This window comes from Methanohalophilus halophilus (assembly GCF_001889405.1).
In the GTDB taxonomy this organism is placed as follows: Archaea; Halobacteriota; Methanosarcinia; order Methanosarcinales; family Methanosarcinaceae; genus Methanohalophilus; species Methanohalophilus halophilus.
The window spans coordinates 1,305,935-1,323,106 of record NZ_CP017921.1; the positions used below are offsets into that span (position 1 = coordinate 1,305,935).

The window sequence follows — 17,172 nt, forward strand, 5'->3', positions numbered from 1 at the left end:
TTCACGAGGATTATCCCATGATTGACAGGAAAGAGATCATCGATATAGTTAATGATTATAACACGGACAATATTCGGATAGGTACAGTAGCTTCCCACTCGGCTCTTGATGTTTTTGACGGGGCTGTCGAGGAAGGTTTCCACACTCATGCCATATGCAAGAAGGGACGTGAAAAGACCTATTCGGATTATTTCCGCGCCCAAAGGGACCTGAATGACAATGTTGTACGTGGCGTGGTCGATGATTATGTGAATTATGATAATTTCGATGAGGTCCTGCTTGAAAAAAACCAGAAAAGCCTTGTGGACAATGACGTGCTTTTCATTCCCAACCGCTCCTTTACTTCCTACTGTGGGATTGATGAGATAGAGAATGATTTTGCAGTTCCGCTTGTGGGTAGCAGGAACATGTTGCGCAGTGAGGAAAGAGGACTGGAGAAGGATTATTACTGGCTTCTGGAAAAAGCGGGAATGCCCTTCCCGGAGAAGATCAGTGATCCACAGGATATCGATGAACTCTGTATTGTCAAACTGGCCCATGCTGTGAAGAAACTGGAGCGGGGATTCTTTACGGCTTCAAGTTATGAGGAATACCTTGAGAAATCCGAGTCCCTGATCAAGCAGGGAGTTATCACCCGAGATGCACTTGCTGAGGCACGTATTGAGCGCTATGTTATCGGGCCGGTGTTCAATTTTGACCTGTTCTATTCCCCTCTTGAAGAGGATATGAACCCGATAGAACTGCTGGGAATCGACTGGAGGTTCGAGACGAGCCTGGACGGTCATGTGAGGCTGCCCGCACCACAGCAGATGGCCCTGGCAGAGCACCAGTTGACACCTGAGTATACCGTTTGTGGACACAATACCGCAACCCTGAGGGAATCCCTGCTGGAGAAGGTTTTCGAACTGGCAGAGATGTATGTGGATGCTTCCAGGGAATACTATGACCCCGGTGTTATCGGGCCATTCTGCCTGCAAACCTGCGTGGACAAGGACCTGAATTTCTACATCTACGATGTGGCACCCCGGGTTGGCGGTGGTACCAATGTGCATATGTCTGTGGGCCACCCCTATGCCAATACCCTGTGGAGAAAACCCATGAGCACGGGACGCAGGGTGGCTTACGAGGTCAGAAGGGCCATCGAGACCGAACAGCTGGATAAGATAGTAACCTGATTAGTATTTTTTAGCAAGGTAATGCGGCTAAGTTGCCGCAATTTCTTTTTATTTATACTTTTGTGCTCTTCTTTCTACCCAGAGTTAACAAGATTCTTATACCATAATTCCATTATAATAATTATGAGGAAAGACCTGAATCTATACTCACAATTTATATATCGGGAGTGTTATAAATGAAAATCGTACATGCTCAAACTGTACTGACGGACGAGCAACTCGAGGCACTGAAGAAGAAAAGTAATGAATCTTCCACCAAAGATGCGCTCAGTATTGCAGTTCAACATTACCTTGAGTGTGAGTACACCGACATGGATGATGAAATGTGGACTCGCAAGCTCGAAAAGGTCGTACAGAAAAAGAACCAGAAATACTGAAAAGGAGAGTTATAATGAGGATTCCTGAAATGTTTAAAAAAGACGATGCAGTATCCCCGGTCATCGGTGTCATTCTGATGGTCGCCATTACTGTCATCCTAGCAGCGGTTATAGCAGCGTTCGTATTCGGACTTGGCAGTCCTGAGACAGCACCACAGGCAAGTGTAAAGGGTAGTTCTGTAGACATGAATGACCAGAATGCCATCAAAATTGAGCACCAAGGTGGTGAAGTAATCACTTTGACTGATGCAAATACCAAAGTTACCTTGAATGGTGGCACTGTCAATCTTTCAAAGTTAACTACCACTGACCTTGAAGCATTTGAAGCAGGTGAAACACTTTACATCTACAATGAAACTGATAGTATCCTTTACCTTGGAACTTCCACAGATGCAGCTACTGCAAATTCATCTGCTGTCAGCACTGGAGAAACCGGTGAAGTTAAGTTTATTGATGTCGGTAGCCAGCAACTCATTGGCGACTTCGATGTAAGGTTCTAAACCCTAACCTAACACCTACCGCCGCATCACATGCGGCACCATTTTCTCTTTTTTCCCGAAAACCCTGTTTTGCGTATGCCATGAATCCAATGGGAGTCATGTTGTCATGTAACTTCGATTTGTCCGGTCATTGATCGCCTCGCTAATTCATATCAAAAAGATAAACAAAAAGTACATTACAAATTATTGAGTTTAAACCATTGAATCATGGCAGGGATACAAAATATTGATAAAGATCTAAAAGGTGATCTGGTACGCAAATCCATACATATACTGTCCGGTTTGCTTTACATACCGCTTATTTATATTTCAGGGCCTTTTGCGTTTGAAGTTCTGGTTTTACTTGCATTGATTTATGCTTGTGTGATCGTGTCCCTTCTAGTCCTCCACAGAATGCATTACCGGCCGGTTCGTGAAATGATTAAATGCTGGGGGCGGCGAAATGAAAATTACATCCCTCTAAAACCAACACTTTTGTTGCACACCGGTATTGGCATATCGTTATTGCTTTTTCCCGCCCACATCGTTTATGCTTCAATAGCTATAACTGCTATGGGGGACGGGATTGCAACAATTTCGGGCAAAAAGATCGGTAAACATAAATTACCCTATTCCAAAAGTAAATCTGTCGAAGGAACAATTGCAGGATTCGCAGCCGCCTTTTTAGGAGCAGCCCTTTTTGTCCCTTCCCTGCAGGCAATTGTAGCAAGTGCAGGAAGTATGTTGCTGGAAAGTTTAATAGGGAGGGATATAAAAACGAATTCCCCGATAAAAAAGGCATTCAACCTGCTAAAAAATGACAATTTGTTGTTGCCTGTCTTTTCAGGCTTCCTGATGATGCTAACAGGTTGAATGGTATTTATTTCAAATTGACATCAATGGCCAAAAAAAGAATTGATGAATTATATTCATCTGTCTTTTTTAAAACAGACCTCTATAGTATTCATCAATTTCCCCAATGATTTCAGAATACATATTCATGTATTCCTCAGTTGGTTTCATTTCGTATTTCGAATTTACATCATAACATGATTCGAAATCTTTTCCTTGCGGGGCATCTGAAAGCCGGTCTACGTATTTAGAATAGAGCATTTCAATAATTTCATTTGCCTCTGCCAGGTCCAGATTCAGGGCCATCTTGCTCACCTCGCCCATGAATCTTGATTCCAGGCCAGTTGAATGATCAACTTTTTCTCCTCTACCACCAAGAGGTCCGATCAACATTTCTCTGCCGCAAACCGTATCGCTTATTGCCTGAGCTGCGGTTTCATAAAACATCATATCAGTACAGCACCCTGCAATGTTGTGGTAATATTTTGCTGTAGAATGTTGCATATTACGTGAAACCGCGAGGGAGGAAATATTTGAAGCCCACAATATTTCTTTTGTAGATGAAGATTTTGTAGCCGAATCAATTGCTCCGCAGGCATGTATGCTTGCACTTGTAACCAGCCGGGATTGTATTGTTTCTGCAACATCAATAATTGCCAGTGCTTCAGGTGAATCTATAGCATCTTTGCCCAGAACGGGACACTGGCCACTTATGAAATTATTCCCGTGCTCCTGATGGAATATTGATTTATGAAAAGTTTCAAAATCGGTTTTCAGGTTACCAGATTGGTATACCTCATGAATATCATTTTTTGAATATAACTCATTTGAAGATACGACCATATGTGCCTGTGAGGTATTTGGTGTTGCCGGACCTACAAGGGTCAACCCCTCCCTGCCGGCGATTTTTGTAGCCAGTCTTTCAAGTCTTGCTTCTTCTAAAGCTACAAACATTTCCTCTGGAGTATTGGTTCTTATAGGACCGTCATTGATTGTTTGCATGGATCCCGGATATATTCCCTGGACTATGGGCTCAATTGCAGAACTGATATGAATATTCAGGAAATTTTTTTCAGAAACCTTTCCACCCATTGGCCCTCCTATAATTACAGGGGGTTTGCAATCCATTTCTGTCCTGCTAACAACATTTATTTTTTCCTTGAATCTCCCAATGTCCACGGCATTGGGCGTACCAAGAGACTTCAATATTTCATCGTTATTTACCTGGATAGTTCTGCCTGTATCAGTACAGTATATTCCTACATTTGTCAGAAGTTCGATAGCGGCTGAAAAAACAGCATCTGCCATGTCAAGTTCGTATGGTATGAATTCTTCGCCGTCATTTATTATATCATAATCAGCAGCCAGTTCGGTGGATAATTTTAAAACATCTTCATTATGGGTATTTTCACTTTTTTCTTCACCTGAAAAAGAGTTTCTTAGATATTTATATATGTCTGACATGTAGTATACCTCCTATATTTCTATTACTTATTCCCTTATATCAATAACTGGTAATCTACAAACAACATTCAATATCTTACTAAACAAAATTTATTGTTTATAAAATTATAATATAGATGTTTTTACACATAAATGTTTAATAACTATTGTTTTATATTGATATACTTTAAATAAAAATAGGACGATTTTGAATTTTTTCATTTAAAGACTCTATTTCTAAAAGTTACATATATAATGAAAGGATACTTTATAGTTTAATTAAGAAGTAAAATCAAAGTTGTTTTTGTCACATTGGGTATAAAATAATGTAACTTAAACACTTTTTATTATTGAAGTTAAACAGAATCTTCACGACTAAATATATAAAATTTCAAATTTGTTCATGGTTCTTATAATTATCAAAGGAGGCATGTAATGAGAAAAATGCAAAAAGGACTCACAGAATTTTCAGACACTTTAAAGACACCGACACTATTGGTATCGTTATTTTTATCTTTTGCATTTGTTTTAGCCGGAACGGTTTTTCCGGAGCGTTTCGGAGTTTATATGGATTTCACCTTTAATTGGATGGTCGGAAATCTTGGTTGGTCTTTCTTATTTGGTGGCAGTATTTTTTTATTGCTTATTGTATATTTGATGCTAAGTCCACTTGGGGATATAAAATTGGGCGGGGACTATGAAAAACCTGCTTATTCCAATCTTTCATGGTTTGCCATGCTTTTCAGTTGCGGAATGGGGATTGGCCTACTTTTCTGGGGTGTTTCAGAACCGATATGGCATTATATGTGGCCGCTTTATGAACAACCCAATACATCTGAATCCCTGCATGCAGCCATGAGATATTCTTTCTTCCACTGGGGCTTCCACCCGTGGGCAATATATTCTGTGGTTGCGGGCTCATTAGCATATTTTTCCTACAGGAAAGGCCTGCCGATGCTATTGAGTTCTACACTGGAACCTATCCTGGGAAGAGAGGGCATTGATAAAAAGTGGGGTATTGCTGTTAATACCATTGGTGTCCTTGCAACTCTCTTTGGTATTGCGACAACTCTTGGTTTAGGTGTTATGCAGATAGGCGCCGGGCTTGAGGAATTATTCGGTTATTCCAGCGGACCTACGTTATGGGTACTTATAATTACTGTTGTTACGATTCTTGCGATAATGTCCACAGCATCCGGTATTGACCGGGGTATAAAATGGTTGAGTCAGATTAATCTGGGCGTGGCAGCTCTTTTAATGATTCTGATATTCATTCTTGGACCAACGCTATTTACCCTTGAGTTATTCACTCATTCAGTAGGAGGCTATTTGCAAAACTTGCTCCAGATGTCCTTTGGAACAGATCCTGCAGGGGTCGGAGCTGAAGGCTGGGGAGATTCATGGACTATTTTCTATTGGGCATGGTGGATTGCCTGGGCTCCATTTGTTGGGTCATTCATTGCCAGGGTTTCAAGGGGCAGGACAATCAGAAGCTTTGTTGTAGGTGTAATGCTTGCTCCTACAGTTGTCAGTATGGTATGGTTCAGTATCTTTGGAGGATCTGCTCTTTTCATCGAGCATTTCGGAGCCGGTGGAATTGCTGAGGCTGTTGAAGTTGATTCTGCACTGGGCTTTTTCAGTATGCTTAGTTTTTTCCCTTTCTCTGACATCCTTATTGCAGTTGCAATGTTCTCAGTAGCGATCTTTTTCATAACTTCGTCTGACTCGGGTACTTATGTCATAGGAATGCTGACCTCTAAAGGCAATCCCAATCCTCCGCTTCCACTGAGGATTATCTGGGGTAGTCTTGAAGGAGCTGTTGCAGCAGTTCTTCTGCTTGCAGGTGGTCTGGGTGCCCTCCAGACAGCTTCAGTAGTCGGTGGATTTCCCTTCATGATAGTTATGCTTTTGATGCTCTATTGCTTATTGAAAGCATTGTTTATGGAACTGCAGGAAGAGTCCCTGCCGTTAGAGAGGGCTAAATTAAGGGCAACAATTAATGAAATTAAAATACGGGAAGATCAAAAGGATAAAGAGTGAGAACTGAGATTCGATTGTTTTAGGGATGATTGATAGAAGCTACATCATCCCCTTTATTTCTTGTTTTTCATTTCATCATAAATCTTAACCTATGCACCCGCTGCAGCACATGCGGCACCACTTTTTTTGAAATAACCATTTGGTGAATATATATTTAAATGATCGATTTAGTTTTCAAAAAAAGAGCCGCCGTGTAGGCGGCAATATTTTGTTTTCACTCAAGACTGCAATCTGATATCTCGTTAGCTCTTTTTTCCTGCATCAATTTTCGCACTTCTGGCAGGTCGGATGTCTGGCCCAGTACACACATAAGTTTTACAAGGGCAACTTCCGGCAACATGTCCTCGGCCTCGATTGCTCCGGCTTTGAGCATATCCGTGCCGGTGTCATAGACACGGTCACAGACACGTCCGTGCAGACACTGGGATGCGATCACTATCGGTATGTTTGCTTCTGTTGCACGCTTGATTTCAGGGACCCAGTCGGTGGATACATGGCCCAGCCCGGTTCCTTCGATTACAATGCCCTTGTAGCCTGCATCGATATAATGACCCAGGATTTCAGCTTTTGCGCCGGGTGTGAACTTTACAATAGCACATTCTGGCTCGATTTTCTCCTTGAGGGCCAGTTCTGTCTCTCCGCGTGCGGTATATTCTGATTCTGTGGTAATCTCGCCTGTGGCATAATCCACAAAACCAATCTGGCGGGAATTGATGGACTGGAAAGCATCCCTGCGTGAGGTGTGCATCTTCCTGACTCTGGTAGCATAATGGATGGCACATCGATCATCGGAACTGCTCTCATGCATGACTGTGCAGATTTCTGCAATATCACTGACAGCAACCTTCGTTGCACAGATTGCATTCATCACATTGTCACTGCTTGGCCTGTCTGCACTGCGCTGGGAACCTACAAAAACAACGGGAACCGGCGTGTCAAGCATGAATGCCAGGGCTGCTGCGGAATACATCATAGTATCCGTACCATGAGCAATCACTATGCCGTCTGCTCCGTTACTAATTTCTTCATATACGGCCCGTGCAAGTTCGGTCCAGATATGTGGCTTCATGTTCTCGGACAGGATATTCGTAACAACCCGTCCTCTTATATTGGCAATATCATCAAGTTCAGGGATTGTCCGGACAATATCATCTGCAGAGCACTGTGAGCTCACAGCACCGCTACGGTAATCGATCTTACTGGCAATGGTACCTCCGGTGGAAATGAAAACAACATTTTTAAGTCCTTTATTTTTGGTAACCTTGCCTTGCTTTTCGGGCTTTTGAATTTCCTTTTTTTGCTCCAGGAAAGTGATCTGTGCACCATCCGGCTCAATTCCTACATTGTATCCACTGACCATTTTCAGCACAATATGGCCGGTGACACTGGGCATAACAACTCCTTCGTAGGCAGCTCCGCCCTTCTCGACCCTTATCCTATCTCCTTCCTTGTAATCCATAATTATCCCTGCAATGAATTTATTATCTTATTTTTGCTGTATGTAATATTCGACAACCTGCATCAGCTTTTCAATGGAATCTGTGGTATGGTCCCTGATCCTTTCAACCTCTTCAGTCCACATTCCCGTTTTAATACCAAAGTTATCGATTGATATTTTCATGGCTTCCGGGCCGGGTCCTCCGGTGACCTTTCTCTTCTGTATATTGAGCATTGGGTCCAGAGCCTGTTTTACCATATCCTCATTCAATCCCTTTTCTGTCAGGCTTTCCCCGAGGACCGTGCGCCCCACAGCTTCTACATCTTCCAGGGTTGGTTCGACATCTCCTTTTGCCAGGATGCCCACAATCTGGTGTGCGGTCCTGAAAGGTATCCCGCATTCCCTGACCAGGGTGTCGGCAAGTTCGGTGGCGGTAGTAAATCCGGTTGAGGCCTGCACTTTCATAGCATTATTATTAATTTTCATGCTATCCAGCATGCCTGCCATGATCCTTACTGATGCACGTGTGGTTTCCACGGATTTCCAGATATGGGGACTGGCGTCCTGCATATCCCTGTTATAACTCATTGGCAGGGATTTGCAGACCGTAAGTAATGACATAAGGCTTCCCACAGCGATCCCGCTTTTTCCTCTTACAAGTTCTGCAGTATCAGGATTCTTTTTCTGTGGCATTATAGATGAGGTGGATGCGTATTGATCGGATAATTCAATAAAACCGAATTCTGTAGAAGACCACAGGACCAATTCCTCTGAAATCCTGCTCAGTTCGATCATAATGTTTGCAAGTACAGAAGCCGTTTCCAGCAGGAAATCCCGGCCACTGACCGCATCCATGGAATTTTGCATTACTTCTTCAAATCCGAGTAACTCTGCAGTCCTGCTTCTGTCAATCGGAAATCCCGTGGAAGCAAAAGCCGCAGCTCCGAGGGGGCAACGATTGATCCTGTCCAGGCATCCAAGTATCCGTTCCACATCTCTTCCCAGGCTCTCCGTGTGGCCCATGATATGGTGGGCCAGTGTGGTAGGTTGGGCATGCTGCAGGTGTGTATATCCCGGCATAATGGTATCATAGTTCTTAGAAGCAATTTTTGCCATAGTGTTAACAAGCTGCAACATTTCTTCTGCCAGTTCCAGTACCTCTTTGCGCAGTCTCAGGCGGATACAGGTAGCCACTTCATCATTGCGGGAGCGGCCGGAATGCATCCTTCCACCGACGTCTTCCCCTGCCATATCAATAAGCCGGGCTTCCAGGGATATGTGTATATCTTCGTAACTATGGTCAAGGGAATCGATTCCCTCCTCACGGATGCGTTTCAATCCATCCAGGATTTTGGCACAATCATCTGCGGGGACGATTCCCTGCTCTTTCAGCATGACCGTGTGGGCAAAATCCACCAGGACATCAGAATCAAATATCCATTTATCGTCTTCCATGGATGAAGTATAACGCATAATTTCCTCGTCCGGGAGAGAATCAAGGCGTCCTCTTCGTAAAATATCACTCATGATTATTCCTCAAATGAACAAGTTTAAAGGGCCTGCACTCACGAAAAGTTATTTAGCGGGACTTTCTGACTGCCCTTCTATTTAAGGTCTTAGCAAATAAAAGTAGCTGTTCTGATAAATGTAATTTTTCAATTTTCGGCTACAGGAAGTTTGATATGGACTTCTGTTCCCTTTCCTTTACCTTCGCTTTCCACCCAAATTTCTCCCTCATGTGCCTCTACTATGGTCTTGGAGATATAAAGGCCAAGCCCCGTACCGCCGTATTTACGTTTCTGGGAAGAATCTATCTGGTAAAATCTCTGGAACAAGTTGTCTATCATATCTTTCGGTATGCCGATACCCGTATCTTTGATATTGGTATGTATGTATCCATCTTCTTTGTTTGCAAAGAAGGTAATGGAGCCACCTTTAGGTGTGAATTTGATTGAATTATCTATAATATTGGTAAACATATCTGTAAGTTTGTCCCGGTCTCCTTTTATGGGGGGAAGGTCCCGTTCAATTTTTTTAATCATTTCCAGGTCTTTCTCTTCTGCTTGGATTTGCAGGTCCTCTATAATCTGGTCTGCCAGTTCTGATACATTCAAGGTTTCAAAATCATACTGAACAGTGCCTGCCTGTGTGCGACTTAGATATAGCAGTGAATCCACAAGTCTCTGCAGCCTTTTTGTATTACGCATCACGGTTTCTTCTGCATGTTTCTGTTCGTCTCCCAGTTCTCCGAGACTGCCGTCATTTAGAAGTTCTGTATAACCCATGATCGATGTGAGGGGTGTTTTCAATTCATGACTTACATTGGAAAGGAACTCATCTTTCATTTCATCCAGTGACTTCAATTCCTCATTTGCCTTTGCCAGATCTTCTGCATATTTCCTGAGTTCTTCTTCGGCCCTTTTACGTTCGGTAATATCACGGGCAACAACCAGTATTGTTGGTTTATCATTATATTCAATTACCCGGGCACTTATTTCCACTGGGATTGTAGTATCATCCTTGCGTCTGTATGTAGCCTCAAAGATTGCATGTCCCTTTTCTTTGACCTCTTTGATCCTTTGGGGTATCTCTTCCATAGACAGACTGGTGTTTATTTCTTTTGTCTTCATGCGGAGTAATTCATCCCTGCTATAACCCACGGTTTCACAGGCTGCCTTATTAACTTCCATGATGTTGCCTTTAAGGTCATGCATAAATATCGCATCATTGGTGCTGGCAAAAATTGTGCGGAACTTATCTTCTGATTTTGCAAGCTCCTTTTCAGCTTTGCGGCGCTGTACGATTCTCCACATTCCCTGCATGAGGAGGGTAAGCTGTCTTACATCAGAACTGTCATAATTTTCATTCTTATTCCCCACACCTGCAAGGGCTACAATCTTTCCCCGCTCAAAAATGGGTACATCCATATGTCGAATCAGTTCCACATGGTCCTTTGGGTATCCGCTTTTCCTGGGATGTGGTTTTTTGTAATCGTTATTTATAAATGGACGTCTTTGTCGTATACTCTCTCCCCAGAGTCCCACATCTTCGATCTTGTATTCTATCTTCTTGTCCTTAATTTTACAACGGTTCATTGGGGTATCGGACCAGGATTTAAGTTGTATGGTACCTATATCTTCATCCACAAATGCAAGATAACCAATCTTGCTTTCTGTAAGTCGCACTCCCTCAGCTCTTGCAAAATCGATGATTTCTTCCAGGGAGGCCTCTGTCATCTGGTTAAGCTTTACAAGGGTTTCCAGGCGCGATTCATCCAGGTGGAGGGCTTCTTCGGCTTTCATACGGTCACTGATATCTTCAACAATCCCGACTCCTCCCAACAACTCGCCATCTTCTGATATGTAGGGGCTGTAATCGGCTTTTATGGGGGTTACCTTTTCGCTTGTGGTGGAATGGTAATTTCCCTCATAATGGCCGGAGCGTCTCCTGAATACTGCTTTTACGGCTTCATACATCTTTTCGTCCTTCAGGTCTTTAAGCATGTTGAAACCGATTATTTGGTCTCTGGTTACCTCGAGTATTTGCATTATATTTTCGTTGCAGTGGGTAATCACCCCGTTTTCATCAAAATGGAATATTCCCAGGGGTGAATTCTCAAAAATCAATCTGTATTTCTTTTCAGATTCTCGCATAGCCTCTTCGGCCATTTTACGGTCTGTAATATCAATTATGATGCCCTGGTAGTACGAAGGTTCCCCAACTTCATCTCTTCCTATAAAGGACCGCTCGATCACCCAGCGTACTTCTCCGGATTTGGTGAGTATGCGGTACTCCTTGGAAAAAAAGATCTTACCTTCAATTTCATGTTCGGTTACCTCGCTGCGTACCATATCGAGGTCCTCTGGGTAGATTATGTCTCCATAGATAAGTTTGCCGGAAGTGAAATCTTCGGGGGTATAACCAAATTGGGATATGTTTCCGGATACGAATTCCACGGGCCAGTCTTTCTCTGCGGTCCACAGGAAGGCCACAACTGGACTGTTTTTATAGATCTCTTCGAGTTTCCTGTCCGAACGGAGTCTTTTACGTAAAGTTTTCTGGCTTATCTTCTGCTCACTAACACTTTCTACAGTACAGATCATCCCGTCATAATTTCCTTTTCTGTTGAGTAAAGGAATCAATCTGCCTGTCTGGAAACTTAAGTTGCCACCCTTTGTAATGATTGGCATGGTTTTGTAGGGTATGGGTTTAAGAGAATCTCTCGCCCTCAGGAACATTTCCCTGAAATGGGCCTCATCACCAACGCTGTGGCGGGAAGCGGACATATATTGTTCTAGTTTTTTGCCCACCACTTCTTTGCTTTCGATACCGGTGATCTCTTCCATTCCTTTGTCAAAATAGATGAAAACTTCATCTTTGTCAACGGCCCATGTGCCTTTGCAGATAGTGTCAATTATTCTTTCCAGAAGATTTTCCATTGTAGTACCCTTTGTCATCTCGCCCATAAAAAGATTGCAATAATTGATATCTGGCTGATTCAATTAATATTTTATCATTAATCTCATGCTGTTTTCATATTTTTTCCCTTGAATGGGAAATGCAGCATATAACCGGCTGCCATTGTTAGTATTATAGTGGCTCCGGAAGGTACGTCTAAGTAGTAGGACAAAAACAGGCCTGTAAAAGTAAATACCGTGCCGAATATAACGGCAAGCATCATCATCCTGTCAAGTCTGTCTGTAAATTCACGACTCAATGATGCCGGTATTGTTAAAAGGGCAATCACAAGGATCAATCCTACAACTCTGATCATGACTATTATGGTAAGGGCTATCAGGCAAAGCATGTACAGACTAAGTTTTTCAACCGGCAGTCCTGAGACCTGTGCAAATTCTTCATCAAAACTTATGGCCATGAATTCCTTGTAGAGCAGATAGACACTTGCAATGATCAGGATATCAATTACTATCATCAAATAGAGGTCATTTATAGGAACTGTCAGTATATTGCCAAAAAGGTAGGTCATAAGATCCGGTGCATATCCCGGTGTAAGGCCTATGAATAGGACTCCCAGTGCCATACCTACAGACCATAGTATTCCGATTGCGGTGTCTTCGGCGATATTGGTACGTCTGTTGACAAGGCCTATTACCAGTGCAGAAAGCAGGCTGAAGGGCAGGACACTGAAAAGGGGATTCATTCCCAGGTAATAACCCAGGCCAATACCTCCAAAGGAGGCATGGGCGATACCTCCGCTTATGAAAACGATTTTCCTGACAACCACATATACCCCGATAATCCCGCACGCTATGCTGGCCAGCAGGCCTGCAACGATAGCATTTTGCATGAATGTGAATTGTAAGATATCCAGCATGTTCGATCTCCTTAATGGGCTTTCAATACCCTGTGGGGTACACCATGTGCTATCATTTCAACGGGACACCCATAGGCCTCTTCAAGGTCTTCGGGTTTTATTTCTTTAGTACCGTGGTAGTAGAGTTTCTGGTTCAGGCAGGCCACTTTGTCCACATAAACAGAAATCGCACTTATATCGTGGGTGGCCATAATGATCGTTACGCGGGATTTGAGTTCTTCAAGTATTTCATAGAACTCTTTTTGCATAGTTGTATCTATTCCGGCCACAGGTTCATCGAGAAGTAACAGTTTTGGCTCCGATGCGAGTGCCCGGGCTATGAAAACTCTTTGCCTCTGCCCTCCGGAAAGTTCGGCAATATGGCGGTCCCTGTATTCATACATTTTGACCTTTTCTAGGGATTCCTTCACCACTTTCCTGTCATTGGGATTGTATTTCCTCAGAAGGGATGTTTTTCCAATGCGTCCCATCATAACCACATCCCAGACATTGATCGGGAAATCAAGTCTGGATGCACTGTGCTGGGGTACATAACCTACAATCTTTCTCCCTTCCTTAGGTTTTTTACCGAATATACGTACATCGCCCCTGTCTGGTTCTATCAGGCCAAGAATTACTTTTAATAAAGTACTTTTTCCTCCGCCGTTAGGCCCAATGATTCCCAGGAAAGTTCCTTCCTGCACGTCAAGTTTTATCTCTTTGAGGGCAGGTACATCGTGGTAGTACGACCACACATCTTTAATTTCCACTGCATGTTGGTGGTTATTTGAGTCCTTCACTGAATGCCTCGGATACTTTATACATATTGTCTGTATAATTGCGTGCAAGGGGGTCCACTTTCACAACTTTGCCGTCAATTTCTTCTGCAACCGTTTCTGCACTCTGTGTACTGAATTGGGCCTGCACAAAGATAACAGTTATGTTTTCCTGCTTTGCAAAAGTTATTATCTCACTGAGCTGTCTGGCACTTGCTTCCTTTCCTTCGGTTTCGATTGGTACCATATTAAGGTCGTACCTTTCTGCAAAGTATCCCCATGCAGGATGATAGACCATGAAACTATCCCCTGACTTGTTTTCAAGTGTTTCCTTAATTTGCCTGTCAAGAGATTTAAGTTCCTCGGTGTAGGAATCTCGGTTTTGTGTATATGTTTCTTTGTTGGATGGGTCAACCTCTATCAGGGCTTTGTATATATTATCGACCATTATAATTGCATTATTGGGATCATTCCATACATGAGGATCCATTCCTTCGGAAGAATGATGATGGTCCTCTTCTTCTGAAGAATGGTGGTGTTCCTCTCCTTCTGAAGAATGGTGGTGTTCCTCTTTTTCTCCCATTGGCCTCAGATCAATTCCCTTAGAAGAATTCACAAGTAACATATCTTCATTCAGGTCCTTTATTTTTTCAAGCCATACTTTTTCAAAAGGTAATCCTGAACCAACTTTTACGTATATTCCTGCTTTGCTGAGTTCTTTCAGCTGGCTTGAAGTTGGTTCATAGGTGGCAGGACTTGCACCCGGTGGGATCATTACAATTGTTTCAACATGCTCTCCACCAACTTTTTCCACAAATTCGGCCTGGGGAAGTATGCTTACAACAACGGTTATTTTTTCCTGCTCGTCTGAACTATTTTCCTCCATACAACCTGAAGTGGCAATTATGGCTATTGTTAATAGAAGTAAAAACACCTTTTTGGTATTTATCCAAAAATGAACGTTTCCAAACGTATTTTTCATATTATATCTCCCTGATCATGTGAATTATATATAAAGCATTACTGTATTCCACTCATATGATACTTTTCAAGTTTAAATCTTTTGGTATTTTTGGTACTAATAAAAAACGGGGTATATATGTTTATTATAAATTCACCTTCACATTTATGGTTACAATGTTAGGTAAAATGACTACAATATCACCCTAACACAAAAAAAATATTTATACATTTATTGTTATACACTTCCACATGATCAATAATGTCTGGCGTATTGCCCTGCTGAGCGTTCTGCTATTTCTCGCTTTTTCAGGTTGCACCGCAATAATGGATGAAACTCCCGTCTCCAATGATGATGTTCTTTTCCAGATATCTACAATTGACTCTTTAATTGCCGGTTCCTATGATGGGACTATGCAGGTTTGCGACCTCAAAGAACAGGGTGGCTTCGGATTGGGTACCTTTAACAGACTGGATGGTGAAATGATCGTTATGGACGGTGAAGTTTATCAGGCAAAAGCAGACGGACATATTTATCAGGTAAATGATACAACTACCACTCCCTTTGCTGCAGTGACTTTTTTTGAAGCAGATGATACGATTACAATTGGGTCAGGTAAAGATTATGCGTCTCTCCAAGCCACCATTAAAGAAACGGTTCCCGGCCCAAATCTCATGTATGCACTGAAAATAGAGGGGACATTTGAAAATATAAGTATACGAAGCGTACCTGCCCAAAGTAAGCCATATCGGCCTCTACTGGATGTGGTGGCAGAAGAGGAAGCTGTGTATAATCATGAAAATATAAATGGTACTATGGTTGGTTTTCTTCTCCCTTATTATATTGAAAATATCAATGTGCCGGGCTATCATTTCCACTTCATAGATGCAAACAGAACAATCGGAGGCCATGTGCTTGCATGTAATCTAACCTCTGGTTCAGTTGAACTGGACTATACATACGATTTCACCCTGTCCATTCCTGAATCATCATCGTTCTCTGATGCATCACCCGGGGATAAAGATGCCCTTGAAGCCATTGAGCAATAAATACCTTTTTTCTTTTTTACCACCCATGATTCTTAAATAGCTTCATTACAATATGACTACCGATATTGATATATCGAAATTTTTGATTGTAATTCAGGTGAAGCAATGTACTCAGACAGAATAAATGCACTACCACCGTATTTGTTTGCAACGATAGATGAAGCCAAAGCCAAGGTCAAAGAAAGAGGTGTGGATGTAATAGACCTTGGTGTGGGTGACCCTGATCAACCTACTCATCAGCATATCGTCGATTCCATGTGTGAGGCTGTCCGCGATCCCTCAACCCACAGGTATCCATCCTACTCTGGTATGCCGGCTTTCAGGGAGGCAGCAGCCCGTTGGTGCAAGGAGACAAAGGGAATCGATATTGATCCGGCTTCAGAAACCCTCACAATGATTGGCTCCAAGGAAGGTGTAGCACACATCCCTCTTGCTTTCCTCAATCCGGGAGATGTAGCCCTTGTACCTGATCCCGCATACCCGGTGTACAAGATAGGTACCCAATTTGCAGGCGGTGTACCACATATAATGCCTCTGCTTGAGGAAAATGATTTCCTTCCTGACCTGGATTCGATTCCAAAGGATGTACTTGAGAAAACCAAACTCATGTTCATGAATTACCCCAACAATCCTACTTCAGCCACAGCAAGCCTCAAGTTCTTTGAAGAGGTTGTGGATTTTGCACGGGAAAATGATGTCGTTATTGTCCATGATAATGCTTATTCCGATATGGTTTATGATGGTTATGAGGCTCCAAGTTTCCTGAGTGTTGACGGTGCGATGGATGTTGGTGTTGAATTCTATTCCCTTTCCAAGACTTACAATATGACAGGCTGGAGGATTGCCTTTGCCGTGGGTAACAAGGATATAATCACCGGCTTTGGAAAGGTCAAGTCCAATATAGACTCAGGTGCATTCGAGGCAGTTCAGAAGGCAGGAATTACTGCACTGGACAGTTCCCAGCAGTGTGTCACAGATATGAATGATGTATACAAGCAAAGACGTGATGCTCTCCTCAAAGGTCTTGATGCTATGGGTCTTGCTGTGAATCCACCAAAAGCCACCTTCTACGTATGGGCTCGGGTTCCTGAGAAATACAGTTCAATTGACTTTTCTTCCCTCCTTCTTGAAGAAGCGGGAATTGTTGCGACCCCTGGTGTAGGATTTGGCGACTATGGTGAAGGCTATATCAGGTTTGCTCTCACCCAGACAGTTGAACGTATAGAAGAAGCCGTAGGAAGAATGGAAAAACTGGATTTGTAATCCTT

14 protein-coding genes are annotated in these 17,172 nt (G+C 42.7%); 7 read left to right on the top strand and 7 right to left on the bottom strand.

The window, feature by feature from the left end:
* The first annotated feature begins 17 nt into the window (after window positions 1–17).
* The 4 genes from BHR79_RS06735 to BHR79_RS06750 all read left to right on the top strand — a co-directional run bounded on the left by BHR79_RS06735 (window position 18) and on the right by BHR79_RS06750 (window position 2,904).
* Window positions 18–1,175: a formate--phosphoribosylaminoimidazolecarboxamide ligase family protein gene (locus BHR79_RS06735; RefSeq protein ID WP_072561631.1), complete on the top strand. Its 1,158-nt coding sequence runs from the start codon at window positions 18–20 to the stop codon at window positions 1,173–1,175.
* A 176-nt stretch (window positions 1,176–1,351) separates the two neighbouring features.
* On the top strand, window positions 1,352–1,552 hold the full coding sequence (locus BHR79_RS06740) for a DUF5371 family protein (protein ID WP_072561632.1): 201 nt from the start codon (window positions 1,352–1,354) through the stop codon (window positions 1,550–1,552).
* Between the two features lie 14 nt (window positions 1,553–1,566).
* Window positions 1,567–2,052, top strand: coding sequence for a type IV pilin (locus BHR79_RS06745; RefSeq protein WP_072561633.1), 486 nt, complete (start codon window positions 1,567–1,569; stop codon window positions 2,050–2,052).
* Between the two features lie 207 nt (window positions 2,053–2,259).
* Window positions 2,260–2,904 (top strand): diacylglycerol/polyprenol kinase family protein, encoded by a 645-nt coding sequence (locus tag BHR79_RS06750; RefSeq protein WP_072561634.1) that lies wholly within the window; start codon window positions 2,260–2,262, stop codon window positions 2,902–2,904.
* 69 nt (window positions 2,905–2,973) lie between these two features.
* On the opposite strand, the gene BHR79_RS06755 is transcribed toward BHR79_RS06750, so the two are convergent.
* A complete protein-coding gene (locus tag BHR79_RS06755) occupies window positions 2,974–4,347 on the bottom strand; it encodes a monomethylamine:corrinoid methyltransferase (RefSeq protein WP_072561635.1) in 1,374 nt (457 codons plus the stop codon).
* 423 nt (window positions 4,348–4,770) lie between these two features.
* Between BHR79_RS06755 and BHR79_RS06760 the strand changes: the two genes are divergently transcribed.
* Window positions 4,771–6,366, top strand: coding sequence for a BCCT family transporter (locus tag BHR79_RS06760; RefSeq protein ID WP_244888359.1), 1,596 nt, complete (start codon window positions 4,771–4,773; stop codon window positions 6,364–6,366).
* 214 nt (window positions 6,367–6,580) lie between these two features.
* On the opposite strand, the gene gatD is transcribed toward BHR79_RS06760, so the two are convergent.
* From gatD to BHR79_RS06790, 6 genes are all read right to left on the bottom strand, one after another.
* A complete protein-coding gene (gene gatD / locus BHR79_RS06765; RefSeq protein ID WP_072561637.1) occupies window positions 6,581–7,825 on the bottom strand; it encodes a Glu-tRNA(Gln) amidotransferase subunit GatD in 1,245 nt (414 codons plus the stop codon).
* A gap of 27 nt (window positions 7,826–7,852) precedes the next feature.
* Window positions 7,853–9,331, bottom strand: coding sequence for an argininosuccinate lyase (gene argH / locus BHR79_RS06770; protein WP_072561638.1), 1,479 nt, complete (start codon window positions 9,329–9,331; stop codon window positions 7,853–7,855).
* Between the two features lie 128 nt (window positions 9,332–9,459).
* Window positions 9,460–12,243: a PAS domain S-box protein gene (locus tag BHR79_RS06775; protein ID WP_072561639.1), complete on the bottom strand. Its 2,784-nt coding sequence runs from the start codon at window positions 12,241–12,243 to the stop codon at window positions 9,460–9,462.
* An 83-nt stretch (window positions 12,244–12,326) separates the two neighbouring features.
* Window positions 12,327–13,139 (bottom strand): metal ABC transporter permease, encoded by an 813-nt coding sequence (locus BHR79_RS06780; protein ID WP_072561640.1) that lies wholly within the window; start codon window positions 13,137–13,139, stop codon window positions 12,327–12,329.
* Between the two features lie 11 nt (window positions 13,140–13,150).
* The gene (locus tag BHR79_RS06785) at window positions 13,151–13,918 is read right to left on the bottom strand and encodes a metal ABC transporter ATP-binding protein (RefSeq protein ID WP_083433048.1); all 768 of its coding nucleotides are present in this window, start codon (window positions 13,916–13,918) and stop codon (window positions 13,151–13,153) included.
* Window positions 13,902–14,876 carry a metal ABC transporter solute-binding protein, Zn/Mn family gene (locus BHR79_RS06790; protein ID WP_072561641.1) on the bottom strand — a complete coding sequence of 325 codons (975 nt, stop codon included), beginning with the start codon at window positions 14,874–14,876 and terminating at the stop codon, window positions 13,902–13,904. Before BHR79_RS06790 ends, BHR79_RS06785 begins: the two co-directional genes overlap by 17 nt.
* Before the next feature lie 230 nt (window positions 14,877–15,106).
* On the opposite strand from BHR79_RS06790, the gene budA reads away from it, so the two are divergent.
* Together budA and BHR79_RS06800 are read left to right on the top strand one after the other, a co-directional pair.
* Window positions 15,107–15,904: an acetolactate decarboxylase gene (gene budA, locus BHR79_RS06795; RefSeq protein ID WP_072561642.1), complete on the top strand. Its 798-nt coding sequence runs from the start codon at window positions 15,107–15,109 to the stop codon at window positions 15,902–15,904.
* 105 nt (window positions 15,905–16,009) lie between these two features.
* Window positions 16,010–17,167 carry an LL-diaminopimelate aminotransferase gene (locus BHR79_RS06800; protein WP_072561643.1) on the top strand — a complete coding sequence of 386 codons (1,158 nt, stop codon included), beginning with the start codon at window positions 16,010–16,012 and terminating at the stop codon, window positions 17,165–17,167.
* Window positions 17,168–17,172: the final 5 nt, after the last annotated feature.